This window comes from Streptomyces sp. NBC_01477, from assembly GCF_036227245.1.
Classification (GTDB): domain Bacteria; phylum Actinomycetota; class Actinomycetes; order Streptomycetales; family Streptomycetaceae; genus Actinacidiphila.
The window spans coordinates 1,403,611-1,417,371 of sequence record NZ_CP109445.1; the positions used below are offsets into that span (position 1 = coordinate 1,403,611).

General features: G+C 74.7%; 13 protein-coding genes. 6 read left to right on the forward strand and 7 right to left on the reverse strand.

Annotated features, from left to right (window positions below; translation table 11 throughout):
• Positions 1 to 132: 132 nt before the first annotated feature.
• The 4 genes from OHA86_RS05385 (at position 133) to OHA86_RS05400 (ending at position 4,410) form a co-directional block, all read left to right on the forward strand.
• Positions 133 to 1,029, forward strand: coding sequence for a GNAT family N-acetyltransferase (locus OHA86_RS05385; protein WP_329172947.1), 897 nt, complete (start codon positions 133 to 135; stop codon positions 1,027 to 1,029).
• A gap of 344 nt (positions 1,030 to 1,373) precedes the next feature.
• Complete coding sequence (locus tag OHA86_RS05390; protein WP_329172949.1) at positions 1,374 to 2,732, forward strand: bifunctional o-acetylhomoserine/o-acetylserine sulfhydrylase; 1,359 nt, start codon at positions 1,374 to 1,376, stop codon at positions 2,730 to 2,732.
• Complete coding sequence (metX, locus tag OHA86_RS05395; protein WP_329182232.1) at positions 2,729 to 3,889, forward strand: homoserine O-acetyltransferase MetX; 1,161 nt, start codon at positions 2,729 to 2,731, stop codon at positions 3,887 to 3,889. Before OHA86_RS05390 ends, metX begins: the two co-directional genes overlap by 4 nt.
• Before the next feature lie 110 nt (positions 3,890 to 3,999).
• Entirely contained in the window at positions 4,000 to 4,410 is a 411-nt protein-coding gene (locus tag OHA86_RS05400) for an MmcQ/YjbR family DNA-binding protein (RefSeq protein ID WP_329172951.1), read from the forward strand.
• Between the two features lie 279 nt (positions 4,411 to 4,689).
• On the opposite strand, the gene OHA86_RS05405 is transcribed toward OHA86_RS05400, so the two are convergent.
• From OHA86_RS05405 to OHA86_RS05415, 3 genes are all read right to left on the reverse strand, one after another.
• The gene (locus tag OHA86_RS05405) at positions 4,690 to 5,589 is read right to left on the reverse strand and encodes an RNA polymerase sigma factor SigF (protein ID WP_329172953.1); all 900 of its coding nucleotides are present in this window, start codon (positions 5,587 to 5,589) and stop codon (positions 4,690 to 4,692) included.
• Positions 5,590 to 5,687: 98 nt separating this feature from the next.
• On the reverse strand, positions 5,688 to 6,122 hold the full coding sequence (locus OHA86_RS05410; protein ID WP_329172955.1) for a DUF2267 domain-containing protein: 435 nt from the start codon (positions 6,120 to 6,122) through the stop codon (positions 5,688 to 5,690).
• A gap of 151 nt (positions 6,123 to 6,273) precedes the next feature.
• Positions 6,274 to 6,705, reverse strand: a complete 432-nt coding sequence (locus tag OHA86_RS05415; protein ID WP_329172957.1) for an Hsp20/alpha crystallin family protein — start codon at positions 6,703 to 6,705, stop codon at positions 6,274 to 6,276.
• A gap of 128 nt (positions 6,706 to 6,833) precedes the next feature.
• Here OHA86_RS05415 and OHA86_RS05420 point away from each other — a divergent pair, with 128 nt between their 5' ends.
• Positions 6,834 to 7,511: a type III effector protein gene (locus tag OHA86_RS05420; RefSeq protein WP_329172959.1), complete on the forward strand. Its 678-nt coding sequence runs from the start codon at positions 6,834 to 6,836 to the stop codon at positions 7,509 to 7,511.
• A gap of 31 nt (positions 7,512 to 7,542) precedes the next feature.
• On the opposite strand, the gene OHA86_RS05425 is transcribed toward OHA86_RS05420, so the two are convergent.
• The 4 genes from OHA86_RS05425 to OHA86_RS05440 form a co-directional block, all read right to left on the reverse strand.
• The gene (locus tag OHA86_RS05425; protein ID WP_329172961.1) at positions 7,543 to 8,817 is read right to left on the reverse strand and encodes an alpha/beta hydrolase; all 1,275 of its coding nucleotides are present in this window, start codon (positions 8,815 to 8,817) and stop codon (positions 7,543 to 7,545) included.
• A 144-nt stretch (positions 8,818 to 8,961) separates the two neighbouring features.
• On the reverse strand, positions 8,962 to 9,609 hold the full coding sequence (locus tag OHA86_RS05430) for a response regulator transcription factor (RefSeq protein ID WP_329172963.1): 648 nt from the start codon (positions 9,607 to 9,609) through the stop codon (positions 8,962 to 8,964).
• Positions 9,606 to 11,642 carry a sensor histidine kinase gene (locus tag OHA86_RS05435; protein WP_329172964.1) on the reverse strand — a complete coding sequence of 679 codons (2,037 nt, stop codon included), beginning with the start codon at positions 11,640 to 11,642 and terminating at the stop codon, positions 9,606 to 9,608. Before OHA86_RS05435 ends, OHA86_RS05430 begins: the two co-directional genes overlap by 4 nt.
• Positions 11,643 to 11,868: 226 nt before the next feature.
• Positions 11,869 to 12,354, reverse strand: coding sequence for a pyridoxamine 5'-phosphate oxidase family protein (locus OHA86_RS05440; RefSeq protein WP_329172966.1), 486 nt, complete (start codon positions 12,352 to 12,354; stop codon positions 11,869 to 11,871).
• Between the two features lie 287 nt (positions 12,355 to 12,641).
• Between OHA86_RS05440 and OHA86_RS05445 the strand changes: the two genes are divergently transcribed.
• A complete protein-coding gene (locus OHA86_RS05445; RefSeq protein WP_329172967.1) occupies positions 12,642 to 13,367 on the forward strand; it encodes a class I SAM-dependent methyltransferase in 726 nt (241 codons plus the stop codon).
• The last annotated feature ends 394 nt before the right edge of the window (positions 13,368 to 13,761 follow it).

A 13,761-nucleotide genomic window follows, 5' to 3' on the forward strand; every position in this document is an offset into this window, starting at 1 on the left:
GCGCAGGCTGGGCACGGCCCGCTCGGGTGACACCGCCGGGGCGGCGCGGGCGAGGCGGGGCGGCGCCGGCGGGCCGGGGCCTGTGCGGGAATTCGCCTTCCCCGCGGCCGGGTCCTTCGGGGATCATCAAGCATGCGCCCGGACGACTGGCACCTCACAGAAGACGTCGACGACTTCCTCGCCAGAGCCGGGGACTTCCTGCGCTCGCGGCCCGCCCTGCACACCATGCCGCTGACGGTGACCGAGAAGCTGCGCACCTTCGGGGCGGCCGAGCACGGCGGCCGGGGCACCGTCTTCGGCCGGCTGGAGCGGGCCGGCGAGGTCAGCGCCACCTTCTACCGCTTCCCGGCCCGCGGCCTGAGCGTCACCTCCCTGACCCCCGAGCAGGCGGACACGCTCGCCGCCCATCTGGTCGAGCGCGGGCACTCCCTCCCCTCCGTCAGCGCCGACCACCGCACCGCCGCCGCCTTCGCCGAGGCCTGGCAGCGGCGTACCGGTGCGACGCCGACGCTCCGCGTCCGGCTCCACCTGTACCGGCTCGGTACGCTCACCCCGCCGGATCCGGCCCCGGCGGGCCGGGGCCGGCCCGTGGAGGAGCGGGACCACGAGCACCTCATGCGCTGGTGCCGTGAGTTCGCCGCGGACGTCGGGGAGGTGGTCACCATCGACGCCGCTTCCTGGCCGGGCACACGCTTCGCCGAGAAGCGCTACACCTTCTGGGACGCCCCCGACGGCACACCTGTCTCCATGGCGGGCGTGAACCCGATGGTCGCCGGGCAGGTCAGGATCGACCCCGTCTACACCCCGGTCCGGCTGCGCGGCCACGGGTACGCGAGCGCCGTGACGGCCGAGGTGAGCAGAGCCGCGCTGGCCGCGGGCGCGACGGACGTGGTGCTCTTCACCGACTCGGCCAACCCCACCAGCAACGCCCTGTACCGGCGCGTCGGGTTCCTCCCGATCACCGACTGGGCCGCGTACGACTTCGCCTACGCGGAACCGGAAACGGGTGCGGAACGCCCGGGTGCCTGACACCCGGGGCGGCGGTGTGGTTCCATGGCGTCATGACCCCGCTCGTGATGCGCCGCCACGTGGACTACGCGCGTGTCACGACCACGGGGTGTCGCGCCCCGCGCTGACGCCGCGTCTCCGGCGTCCTGCCGCCGCTCCCGGCCGCTGATCATCCGCAGTTCCGCGCCATCGGCGCCTCGCGTCGTCCTGCCGCCCCCCGTGCTCCTCCGGCCCGGCGGCTGTCCGCCCCCGCGCGTTCCGACGCGGCCGAACGCGCCGTCACCGGGCACCGCCGCACCGCCAGGGACTTCCCTCGACGTGCCGGTACCCGTCTCCCTTCACCCGCACCTGCGCTCAGGAGAACCATGACGCACCCCATCGACTCCGTCACCGCCGGGCACACCCCCGACGAGACCCCCGCGGACGACACGTCCGCGTGGTCGTTCGAGACCCGGCAGGTACATGCTGGGGCCGAGCCCGATCCGACCACCGGAGCGCGGGCGGTGCCGATCTACCAGACGACGTCGTTCGTCTTCCGCGACACCCGGCACGCCGCCGACCTCTTCTCGCTGGCCGAGCCGGGCAACATCTACACCCGCATCCACAATCCGACGCAGGACGTACTCGAACAGCGGATCGCCGCGCTGGAGGGCGGGGTCGCCGCCGTCGCGGTGGCCTCGGGCCAGGCGGCGGAGACGCTGGCGATCCTGACGCTGGCGAGCGCGGGCGACCACATCGTCTCCAGCGCGTCGCTGTACGGCGGCACGTACAACCTCTTCCGCCACACGCTGCCGAAGTTCGGCATCCAGGTGTCCTTCGTCGAGGACCCGGACGACCAGGACGCCTGGCGGGCCGCGATCAGGCCGGAGACCAAGGCGCTGTTCGCCGAGACGCTGGGCAACCCGCGCGGGAACGTGCTGGACGTACGGGCGGTGGCGGACGTCGCACACGCGGCGGGGGTGCCGCTGATCGTGGACAACACCGTGCCCACGCCGTTCCTGCTGCGGCCGATCGAGCACGGCGCCGACGTGGTGGTGCACTCGGCGACGAAGTTCCTCGGCGGGCACGGGACGACGATCGGGGGTGTCGTGGTGGACGCCGGCACCTTCGACTTCGGCGCGCACACCGAGCGCTTCCCGGATTTCACCGAGCCCGACCCGAGCTACCACGGCCTGCGGTACTGGCCGGCCCTGGGCCCCGGCGCGTTCGCGATCAAGCTGCGGGTGCAGCTGCTGCGCGACCTCGGCCCCGCGCTGTCGCCGCACTCCGCTTTCCTGCTGCTCCAGGGCGTCGAGACGCTGTCGCTGCGGCTGGAGCGGCACTCGGCGAACGCGCAGGCGCTCGCGGAGTGGCTGGAGGCGCGCGACGAGGTGGCGGCCGTGCACTACGCGGGCCTGCCGTCCAGCCGCTGGTACGAGGCCGGGCAGCGCTACCTGCCGCGGGGCGCGGGCGCGGTACTGGCCTTCGAACTGCGGGACGGGGCCGAGGCGGGACGCCGTTTCGTCGACGGCGTGCAGCTGTTCAGCCATCTGGCGAACATCGGTGACGTGCGCAGCCTGATCATCCATCCGGCGTCCACGACGCACAGCCAGCTGGACGAGGAGCAGCTCGCGGCGACCGGTACGTCGCCGGGCCTGGTGCGGCTGTCCGTCGGCATCGAGAACGTCGCCGACCTCATCGCTGACCTGGAGGCGGGTTTCCGCGCGGCGAAGGGCGCGTCCTGAACAAGACAGGCACCAGGCCGCCCGGCGGCGTCCCCCTGCTGCCCGCCTCAGGGGCGTGGCAGCCGGGGGACCCGCCGGGGCGGCGCCGTCTGCACGACCTGGCCGGACCCCTGCCGCTCGAAGCCGGCGGCGAACTGCCCGGGGTACGCCTGTCGTACGAGACCTGGGGCCGGCCGGCGCCGGACGGCTCCAACGCGGTGCTGGTGGCGCACGCGCTGACCGGCGACAGCCACGTCGCGGGGCCGAAGGAGCCGGGCCATCCCACGGCGGGCTGGTGGGACGGCCTGGTCGGGCCGGGGCGCGCGCTGGACACCGACCGGTTCTTCGTGGTGGCGCCGAACGTGCTCGGGGGCTGCCAGGGGTCCACGGGGCCGTCCTCGTACGCGCCCGGCGGCCGCAGGTGGGGCGGCGCCTTCCCGTTCCTGACGCAGCGCGACCAGGTGGCGGCCGAGGCGTCGCTGGCCGACGCGCTCGGGATCGGCCGCTGGGCGGCCGTGGTGGGCGGGTCCATGGGCGGGATGCGCGCCCTGGAGTGGGCGGTGAGCCGTCCCGAGCGGGTCGGGGCGCTGCTGTTGCTGGCCTCCCCGGCCGCGGCGAGCGCGGAGCAGATCGGCTGGGCGGCGGTGCAGTTGCACGCCATCCGGTCCGACCCGAACTGGCGCGGCGGGGACTACCACGACGCCGGACCCGGCGGCGGCCCCGCGGCCGGGCTCGGCCTGGCACGCCGCCTGGCCCATGTGACCTACCGCAGCGAGGCGGAGCTGTCGGCGCGCTTCGGGCGGGCCGCGCAGGGCGCGGAGCATCCGTGGCGGGGCGGCCGGTACGCGGTCGAGTCGTACCTCGACCACCATGCCGAGACCCTGGTGCGGAGGTTCGACGCGGCCAGCTACGTCGTCCTGACCGAGGCGATGAACGCCCACGACGTGGGCCGGGGCCGGGGCGGGACCCCGGCGGCACTTCGCCGGGTCACCGCGCCGGCCCTGGTCGCGGGGGTGGACTCCGACCGGCTGTACCCGCTGCACCAGCAGGCCGAGCTGGCGGCCGGCATCCCCGGCGCGGACCGGCTCCGGGTGGTGGAGTCGCCGTACGGTCATGACGGGTTCCTGATCGAGGTGGAGCAAGTGGCGGCGCTGGTGCGGGAGCTGCTGCCGGGCTGACCTCGTCCGGCACGCGGAGCACCGCGGTCGGTGCCGGGCGCAGCAGCCGGACTCACGCGGCCCCGGCCCGGATCGTCATCGGCGCCGCCTGGCACGGCACACTGACCCGCATGAAACCCGACGCGCTCAAAGCCACTTGTCTGGACCTGACCGGGGCGGTCGAGACCTTCCCCTTCACCGCGGAGACCTCGGTCTTCAAGGTCGGCGGGAAGATCTTCGCGCTCAGCGCCCTGGACAGCGACCCGTTGAGTGTGAGCCTGAAGTGCGATCCCGAGATCGCGCTGCAACTGCGCGCCGCCCACCGGGGAATCACCCCCGGCTGGCATCTCAACAAACGCCACTGGAATACGGTGCTCCTCGATGACTCGATCCCCGACGACCTGGTCCGCGAGATGATCGAGGACTCCTACGACCTGATCGTCGCCAAGCTCCCGCGCGCCGAGCAGCTCCTGCTGAGCTGGCCCGGCGTGCGCAGGGCGGACGAGCGCGGGGCCGACGGACGCGGGGCCGACGAGCGCTGAGTCACGCCGGCAGCCGCCACCCCGGACGTGCCCCTTCAGAAGGCTGAGTGTCACCGGTACGAACCGGGCCACCGGCCGCCCGGCAACCGCCAGGCCGAGGCGGCGCCCCGGCCGATGACCCGGACCACCCGGCGTCCAACGATCCCGCCCGGGCCGGTGCACCCACCCTGCGGTGACGCGACAGCCCCGGGCCGGTGGCCGGCGTCCGTACCGGTGCGACGCGGTGCGGGTGCCGGCGCCCGCGGCGGCGAAACCGTTCCGGAAAGGAGCCGCCGGAGGTTACACGTCGGTGAGCATGCCCGCGCGGAGCTTGGTGATGATGCGGGACAGCAGGCGCGAGACGTGCATCTGGGAGCAGCCGAGTTCGGCGCCGATCTCGGCCTGGGTCATCTCCTGGCCGAAGCGCATCTGCAGCAGCAGCCGCTCGCGGTCGTTGAGTTGGCCGAGGAGGGGCGCCAGCGCGTGGAAGTCCTCGACCAGTTCCATCGCGGGGTCCCAGCCGCCGATGGTGTCGGCGTAGGCGCGCCCGGCCTCCGTCGCGTCGGCGCCGTCGTCGCCGGCGGGCACGTCGAGGGACCCCGCGGTGTAGCCGTTGGAGGCCACCAGGCCCTCGATGACGTCTTCCTCGGTGATCTCCAGGTAGGCGGCGAGTTCGGCGATGGTGGGCGGGGCGTCCAGGACGGCGGTGAGGTGGTCGCGGGCCTTGGCCAGCTCCACCCGCAGCTCCTGGAGGCGCCGCGGCACATGCACGGCCCAGGAGGTGTCGCGGAAGAAGCGCTTCATCTCCCCGACGATGTACGGCACCGCGAAGGTCGTGAACTCCACCTCGCGCGACAGGTCGAACCGGTCGATCGCCTTGATCAGCCCGATCGTGCCGACCTGGAGGATGTCCTCCATCTCCTCAGGACCGCGGCTGCGGAAGCGGCGCGCGGCGAAGTGCACCAGGGAGGTGTTCATCTCGATCAGCGTGTTCCGGGCGTAGCTGTATTCGCGGGTGCCCTCTTCCAGCGTCCGCAGCCGGTCGAAGAACAGCCGGGACAGCTCCCGGGCGTCCTTCGGGGCGACCTTGCCGGCGTCCTCGACCCACGGCAGGCCGGCGATCTCCGGGTCGGACCCCGCTGAGCGGTCGGCCGGAGCCGAGAGGACGGACGCTTCCCTCACTGCTTCATCGGTGGCCATGTCATCACCTCTCGGTATCCCTGGTGCGGCTGGCACTCTGATGCCCGGCCTGGCGCCGGCTATGCACCCTCATTCCGCGGAGTATTCGGGCGGGCTGTTCAGGCAGCCTGGACGAGTTCGGCGCGTCCGAACAACAGGGCGTAACCGGACGGGAGTTCGTCCAGAATTCGGCCCAGCAGGTCGGGGTCCGCCAGGCCGGCGACGGTGCTCAGTACGGCGCCGGTGTTCCAGCGGGCGACCGCGGGGGTCACACCGGTGCGGGCGGCCAGGTCCTGGACGAAGCCCCACCCGGTGAGGGGTCGCGCGGCGGGCGCCTCGGAGTGGAGCGCGCGGGCGGCCTCGACGGGCAGCTGTGCGGCGAGTTCGGCGCGCGGGTCGCCCGCCAGCTGGGACCCGAGGGCCGTGAGTACGGTACGGGTGACCTGCTCGGCTCGTTCGCGGGTCGGGTACGCGCCGTCGTAGCGGACGCGTTCGAGCAGCTGGTCGTAGGTGAGCGCCGGTGCGTTCCGGCGCCGTCCGGGCTGCGTGCGCATGGGTGGGGGTAGGCCTTCCGTCTCGGGCGGCGGCCGGCCCGCGGAACGGGCCGGCCGCCGGATGGGTGGGGGGGTGGAGGGGTAGGACCGGTGGGCGGCGCGGTGGCGCCCCGGGAGGCGCGCTCGCTCCCCGGCAGGGGACGCGCCGGCTTCAGCCGGTGATCTCCTGCCGGTCCCGCTTCGCGCCGACGGCGATCTTGCGGGCCTTGGCGCGCTCGGCGACGGGGATGCGCAGGGTGAGGACCCCGGCCTCGTAGTCCGCCCGGATGTGCTCGGTGTCCAGGGCGTCCGCCAGCAGGATCCGGCGCGAGAAGACGCCGAGCGGCCGCTCGGAGACGTCCATCTGCACCCCGTCGCCGTGCGCGGCGGGCCGCCGTTCGGCCTTCACGGTCAGCATGTTGCGCTCGACGTCGATGTCGATCGCCTCCGGGGAGACCCCGGGCAGGTCGAAGGAGACCACGTACTCCTCACCGTCGCGGTACGCGTCCATCGGCATCGCCGCCGGCCTCGACCAGGTGCCGGGGCGCAGGAGCTGCTCGGTGAGTCGGTCCAGTTCACGGAAGGGGTCGGTACGCATCAGCATCGCGGAACACCTCCAGGGAGTCGGGCAGTTGCTGCCGGGTGTCTTTCACCTGCCCACTGTTGTACCATGTCATCCATCCGATGACAAACGAGCCCGTCACCCGGAGGGTGACACTGGAAGCAGGTACCGTGACAGCCGACCGCACCGCACCACCCGGCCCGCCCGAACACGGCACAGCCGCCTCCTTCCTCGCCGCCGCCGCGGCGCTGGAGACGATCAGGACAGCGCTGCGCCACGCCAGCAGCGCGCAACCCGGCGACGACCCCGGAGCCGCCGAGGGCCGCCAGCAGGCACTCGCCTCGCTGCTCCTCCTGCGCGAAGTGCGCGAACAGCTCGCCGGATGGGAGACAGGCCTCATCGAGACGGCCCGGAGTGCCGGTGCCAGCTGGGCCGACCTGGCCGCGCCCCTCGGCGTCGCCAGCCGCCAGGCCGCCGAACGCCGCTATCTGCGCCTGCGCCCCGGCACACCCGGCTCCACCGGTGAGGAACGGGTCAACGCCACCCGCAGCCGGCGCGCCGCCGACCGCACCGTCGACACCTGGGCCAGGGCGAACGCGGCCGACCTGCGCAGACTCGCCGCCCAGATCACCGCGCTCACCGACCTGCCCACCACCGCGGGCACCGCGCTCGGCCACCTCGACACCGCCCTCGCCGCCGACGACGCCGCCGGCCTCCTCACCCCGCTGGCCGCCGCCCGCCCCCACCTGCGAACCGGTCACCCCGACCTCGCCACCCGCATCGACACCGTCACCCGGCACACCGATCACCTCCGCGCCCCCCGCGCCGGCGCCACCCCCGCTCCGTGAACCCCGCGCCGCGACCGGGCGGACGGCGGATTCACGACGCGGGCGCCGGCAAGGGGCGGTCGAGCAGGAAGGCCCGCAGCAGGGCGGTGTAGAGGGCGGGTCGGCTGTGGGAGATGGCATGGCCCGCGCCCTCGATGCGGACCATGCGGGAGTCCGGGAGGGTCTGCCGGTATTCCTGGGTCACGGCGGGTTTGATGAAGTCGCACTCCCCCCGCATGACCAGCGAGGGGACGTGGACCGCGCGCAGCCGGGGGCGCGGGTCGGGCAGCTGCTCGAAGTCCTTGACGGTCATCTGGTTGCTGTAGAAGCCCTGCGGGTTGGAGTGCGCCTCGGTGGGCTCCGTGCCCGCGCACGAGGTGGTGTCCTTGCCGAGCAGGGCCAACTCGTGCATCCAGTGGTCGAGTTCGCCGTCGCCCACCAGGGCGTGCGCGGCCCGCGGGTTGACCTGGAGGAGCAGGGCGGCGGCGATCAGCCGCGGCTTGCTGTTGAGCCGGTCACGGGCCGAGCGCTCGGCCGGCGTCAGGTGGTCCCAGGGGTCTCCCGCCGCCGAGCCGGGGTATTCACGGCCCCACAGCGCGCCCGGCGAGGTGAAGACGGCTTTGGCGACGTGCGTGCTGTGCGCCAGCAGGTACTGGGCGGCCAGCGAACCGCCCCACGACTGGCCGACGAGGATGATCCGGTCCGCGCCGATCGTGCGGCGGATCGCGTCGAGGTCCGCGACCTGGCGGGCCACGGTGTACTGGGTGATGTCGGAGAGCCGGGTGGAGCGTCCGGCGCCCACCTGGTCGTACGAGTAGACGTCGAAGCCGTCCGCGGCCAGTTCCCTGCCGCCGGCGGGAATGCCCTCGGCCGGGGTGCCGGGGCCGCCGTGCAGGAATACGACCGGGGTCGGCCTCGGGGTGCCGGCGGCGGGCGCGTGCACATAGGCGATCCGCGAGCCGGTCGGCAGGTTCCAGAAGCTGACGCCCGGCGGGACCGGGAGCGCGGCGGAGGTCGGCATCGGACGGAGGACCGTACCGGCGGCGAGCGCCGCGACGGCGAGCAGCAGCACGCCGGTGAGCGCGCAGGTCGCCCGCAGGCCGCCCTTGCCGAGCAGGGCGAACGCCCCGCGGCCGAGCAGCGCCGCGGTCGCCGCGGCGACCGCCAGGCCGCACAGGGCGAGCAGCGGAACGCTCGCGGTGGCGAACGCCGCCGCGACGAGGCCGGCCGCCGCGGCGGCGGGTGTCAGCACGACCGTGCCGATGAGGAGGACGCCGCCGAGTACGCGGCGGGCGAGCGGGGGAAGCGCGGGAAGTCTCTGTGCCATGCCGCTGACGCTAGGTACGCCCCGGCCACTTGGTCGTCGTGCGCCCGGACGAGCCGTCAGTGCCGGACTCCGCTGGTCGGCGGGGTGCCGGCCCCCGCCGCACGGCGGGGGTCCGCCTCGCACGCTGCGCTGCCGGCCGGTGGTTCAGCCGGCTCCTGGGCGGACCAGACCCGTCTCGTACGCGGCGATCGTCGCCTGGACCCGGTCGCGTACGCCCAGCTTGCCGAGGACCACCGCGACGTGGTCCTTGACGGTGGCCGGACTGATGCCCAGCGCCGCGGCGATCTCCGCGTTGGCCAGGCCGCGCGCGACGTGCCGCAGGACCTCGGTCTCGCGCGGGGTGAGCCGTGCCAGCCGCGCCGCGTCGGTTCGCAAGGGCGGCCCGGCGGCGTACCGCGCGATCAGCCGTCCGGTCACCGCGGGGTCGAGCAGGGCGGCCCCGCCGGCGACCACCCGTACGGCGTCGACGACCCGTTCCGGCTCGGCGTCCTTCAGCAGGAAGCCGACGGCCCCGGCGCGCAGCGCAGCGAACACGTACTCGTCGAGGTCGAAGGTGGTGAGGACGATGACGCGGGTGGCGGGGGCTCCCGCGGTGATCCGGGCGGTGGCGGCCAGGCCGCCGGCGCCGGGCATCCTGATGTCCATCAGTGCGACGTCCGGGCGCAGTTCCAGGGCGAGCGCCACGGCCGACTCCCCGTCGGCGGCCTGGCCGACGACGGACAGGCCGGGCTCCGCGTCGACGATCGCCGCGATGCCCGCGCGTACGACCGCCTGGTCGTCGGCGACCGTCACCCTGATCGCGATAGGAACACCTCCGGCAGCCACACGCGTACCGCGTCGTCGTCGGTCCTGGTGAGCGTACCGCCCACGGCGTCGGCCGCCGCCCGCACGTGCCGCAGGGCGCCGGGGCCCGCGGGCGGCGGCGCGGTGAGTTCGACGCCCGCGTCCAGGCGGAGCACGGTGAGTGTCACGCCCTCGGCGAGCAGCAGCGCCGCGATCCGGTACGCGGCCACCCCCACGACGACGGGCACCGCCCGGTGGGGGCCGCGGTAGCGGACGGTCGCGCCGTACCGGGTGGCCAGCGCGGCGATCCCGGCGACGGTGGGCGGCGGGGCGGTCGCGCCGTCCCGGTCGCGCAGGCCGCCGAGGAGTTCACGGAGCGCGCCGAGGCCTTCGCGTGCTTCGCGCAGGACGGCGTCGAGTCGTCCGGCGTCGGCCGCGGCGGCCACGTTCGCCGCGTGCTGCCGGGCGGTACGCAGCAGGCCCGCGGCGATCCGCCGGCGCTGGTCGCGTACGGCGGCGTCGGCGTCCCGTTCGAGCAGTGCCCGCCACCGCGCGGCAGCGGCCCCGCGCCGCTCCCGCCGCCGGGCGGTGGCCAGGCCCAGCCACCACAGCGCGAACGACGGCACCGCCAGCAGCCCGGTCAGCGCCGCCCAGGCCGCCGCCCTGCTGCCGGTGATGCCGTCCGCGCTGGCCAGCGCCAGCCCGCCGGTCGCGGCCACCGCCACCGGCGCCACCAGGCCGCGCCGCACCGCCAGACAGGCGCCCGCGCTGTAGACGAACGTCAGCTCGACCCACCAGTAGACCAGGAAGATGTCACTGACCGGCGGCGATGTCCACCCCGCCCGATCGCACCCCCACCACAGCAGCAGCGCCGACAGGACCGCCGCCAGCCCCACGCCGGGCGCCCGCGACCGCCACCCCAACGGCACCGCGTGCAGCCCGGACAGCACCACCACGGGCACACTCGGCAGCACCCCGCGAAAGGAGTCGGGCACGTCGTCCGACAGCAGACTGGCCCCGAGCGACAGCGCGACGGCGAGGACGACCAGCGCCCAGTCGAGCGCGGTGGGCCCGCGCCAGAGGGGGCGGTGCGGGCCGGGCGGGGCCGGTGGCCGCCGCAGCGGCCCGCGGCCGGAAGCCCCGGGCGGGTCCGGGGGCAAGGGGAGTTCGGCCCGGACGGTCCAGCCGGAGCCGGTGGGGCCGTAGCTGAGGATGCCGCCGGCGGCGGCGACGGTGGTACGCAGGCCCGGCAGGCCGTGGCCGGTGCCGAGGTGGGGTTCCGGCGTGCTGCCGCCGCTGTCGCTGACGGTGACGGTGAGCAGTGCGGGGGCGGCGTCGACGGCGATACGTATCGCAGAACCGCAGGCGTAGCGCGCCGTGTTGGTCAGGGCCTCGCGCACGACGCGGTGGGCGAGGGCGGCGGTCGGCGCGGGGACCGCGGTCGCGGTGGTGCGGTAGCGGGCGCCGGACTCGGCGGCCAGGGTGCCGATGCCGGCGAGCGTGGCGGCACTGTCGGGACCCGAGCCGTCGTCGCCGCTTCCGCTTCCGCCGTGGTCGGTGAGCAGGTCGAGTTCCGTCATCGCCCGGCGGGCGGCGGTGGCCGCGTGGCGCAGTGCGGCGGCAGTGCGCTCGGGGTCGGCGAGGCGTTGCGCCGCCGCGGCGGAGACGACGATCGCGGTGAGGCGGTGGGCGGCCACGTCATGCAGTTCGACGGCGAGCCGGTCCCGTTCGGCGAGCGCGGCGAACCGCGGGATCGCGGCAGCGCCCGTACGGTACGCGGCCAGGGCGGACCGCTCGGCGCGCCTGCGCCGCCGGGACCGGCCCAGGACCCAGGCGACGGCTGCGGCGCCCGCGGCCACCAGCGCGGTCCCCGCGACATTCCACGGCCGCAGGCCCACCACCGCGCCGGTCGCGGTGGCCGCCAGAACGGCCAGTGCCGACCCCGCGGCGGCGAGACCCGCGGTGCGCCGGAGCGCCAGCGCGTGCAGCGCGAGCAGCACGGCGGCGGACGCGGCGACAGCGCCGGCCGTACCGAGCGGCACGGCGGTCACCGTCCCGGCCGGTACGCGTATGGACCCGCCGCGCGGCGCACCTCGTCCCCTGTCCCCCGTGGCATGGCGGCAGGATAACGAAACGGGGCGCGCCCCGGGCCGGGGCCACCGGCCGCATCAGGGCGTCGCCGGAGCCCGCCCCCTCCTCGCCGTGCCGATCCCCCTCACCGACATGCCGCATGAGCTGCGCGGACGAGGGTTTCGGCTAGGGCCGCGGTCAGCCCGACCTCCTGGCGAGGTCGGCGAGGAACTGCGGCACCCGCCCCGCGCCGAAGTCGTAGAACCGTGCCCACCGCGGCTCGACCGCGATACGCGCCATCCGGTCGTACATGGCCCGGCAGTTCCGCTCGAACTCGGCCGCGTACTCGGCGTCGAAGTTCTTCCGCGCTGCCGCCAGGTACTCCGGGACCACCCCGTCGACGATGGTGAGGTGCACGACGCCGCGCACCGACAGGGTCTTCGCCGAGCCGGGGGTGTCGCCGGCGTCGATGGTCAGGGCGACCTCGGGGCGGGCGGACAGCGCCCTCACCTTGGGTGCCGTGGCCGCGGTGGACATGACGATCTCCTCGCCGGTCCAGAAGATCCCGATCGGGATGACGCGTGGCAGCCCGTCGGGGCCGTTGTACGCCAGCCGCGCCATTGACGCCTGGCTGAGCAGCTCGCCGGCGTCGGCCAGCTCCTGTGCGATCTGCTCGGGGTCCATGACTCGCCGTCCTCCACTGTCGCGCGACCGCTCGTGGCCGCCGTGTCCCTGGGACGGAGCCGCCGCCGCGTTCTCGACACCCGCACCCGGATCGGCGTCCACTCACCCACGGTAATCGTGCCGCACTCACCGGCTTCCGCAACTCCTGCCACGTCGCCTTCGGCCGGTCACCGCGGCTGCTCGGCACCCTTCCCGCACCGGCGCCATCACGCGCAGGCGGGTACGCGCCGGTGCCCGTCGCCAAACCCGGTGGCCGTCCGGGCCCGGTCCTGCGTACGTTCGGCCGCATGGCTGACGACTGCTTCGCGCACCCGCGGCTCGCCGCGATCTACGATCCGCTCGACCCCGACCGCGGCGACCTCGACGCCTACCTGCGGATGGCGGACGGGTTCGGGGCGCGACGAGTGCTGGACATCGGTTGCGGCACGGGGGTGTTCGCGCTCCTCCTGGCCGACCGCGGCATCGAGGCCGTCGGTGTGGACCCCGCCCGGGCGTCCGTCGATGTGGCCCGGGCCAAACCGGGAAGCGGACGGGTGCGCTGGATCTGCGGCGACGCGACGGACCTTCCCCCACTGCGGGTCGACCTCGCGACGATGACGGCGAACGTCGCCCAGGCCATCGCTGATCCGCAGACATGGCACAGGACGCTGCGAGGAGCCCGCGAAGCGCTGCGGCCCGGCGGGCGCCTGGTCTTCGAGACGCGCGATCCGGCCCGCCGCGCCTGGGAGGAGTGGACCCGCGAGAAGTCCTACCACGTGACCGAAATTCCCGGCGTCGGCTCGGTGGAGAGCTGGGTTCACCTGCTGGAGGTGAGCCTGCCTCTGGTGACCTTCCGCTGGACCTACCGCTTCGCAGCGGACGGACAGGTGCTGACGTCGGATTCGACGCTGCGCTTCCGCGAGCGGGACGAGGTCGAGAGGGACTTGGACGGGCACGGATTCGTCGTGGAGGGCGTTCGCGACGCGCCCGACCGCCCGGGAAGGGAGTTCGTCTTCGTGGCGCGGCGTCCGTGACCCCCGGTGACGCGGGTAGCGGCGGAAGCCGGGGAGCCGGGGCGCGTGCCGCAGGGGTTCCTCTCGCGAGGCGGCTCGTCCAGGGATCGCCGATCCTTGGACGACCGGGTCTCTCCCGCCGCCGCGGGCCCGCGCCCACAGTGGAGTCGGATCCAGCGAGAGGAAGGACCACGACGCGGACGTCGCCCAGGCCCTCTTCCGCGCGCTGCGCGCGCCCGGGGTCGAAGGCCGGATCTTCCACGCGGCCGACGACGCCCCGGTCACCGCCTTCGACCTGTACCGGCTCGCCGGCCTGCCGCTGCCCGAGGACGCCCGCCGACCGGCAGGACCCCGACCCGTGGCGCGGTGTCACCGACAATCTCCCGCTGCGCGAGGACCTGGGCTGGCGTCCGAT

Coding starts and splice junctions, on each gene's coding strand:
- OHA86_RS05385 (WP_329172947.1), top strand. CDS start 133: ATGCGCCCGGACGACTGGCACCTCACAGAAGACGTCGACGACTTCCTC.
- OHA86_RS05390 (WP_329172949.1), top strand. CDS start 1,374: ATGACGCACCCCATCGACTCCGTCACCGCCGGGCACACCCCCGACGAG.
- OHA86_RS05400 (WP_329172951.1), top strand. CDS start 4,000: ATGAAACCCGACGCGCTCAAAGCCACTTGTCTGGACCTGACCGGGGCG.
- OHA86_RS05405 (WP_329172953.1), bottom strand. CDS start 5,589: ATGGCCACCGATGAAGCAGTGAGGGAAGCGTCCGTCCTCTCGGCTCCG.
- OHA86_RS05410 (WP_329172955.1), bottom strand. CDS start 6,122: ATGCGCACGCAGCCCGGACGGCGCCGGAACGCACCGGCGCTCACCTAC.
- OHA86_RS05415 (WP_329172957.1), bottom strand. CDS start 6,705: ATGCTGATGCGTACCGACCCCTTCCGTGAACTGGACCGACTCACCGAG.
- OHA86_RS05425 (WP_329172961.1), bottom strand. CDS start 8,817: ATGGCACAGAGACTTCCCGCGCTTCCCCCGCTCGCCCGCCGCGTACTC.
- OHA86_RS05440 (WP_329172966.1), bottom strand. CDS start 12,354: ATGGACCCCGAGCAGATCGCACAGGAGCTGGCCGACGCCGGCGAGCTG.
- OHA86_RS05445 (WP_329172967.1), top strand. CDS start 12,642: ATGGCTGACGACTGCTTCGCGCACCCGCGGCTCGCCGCGATCTACGAT.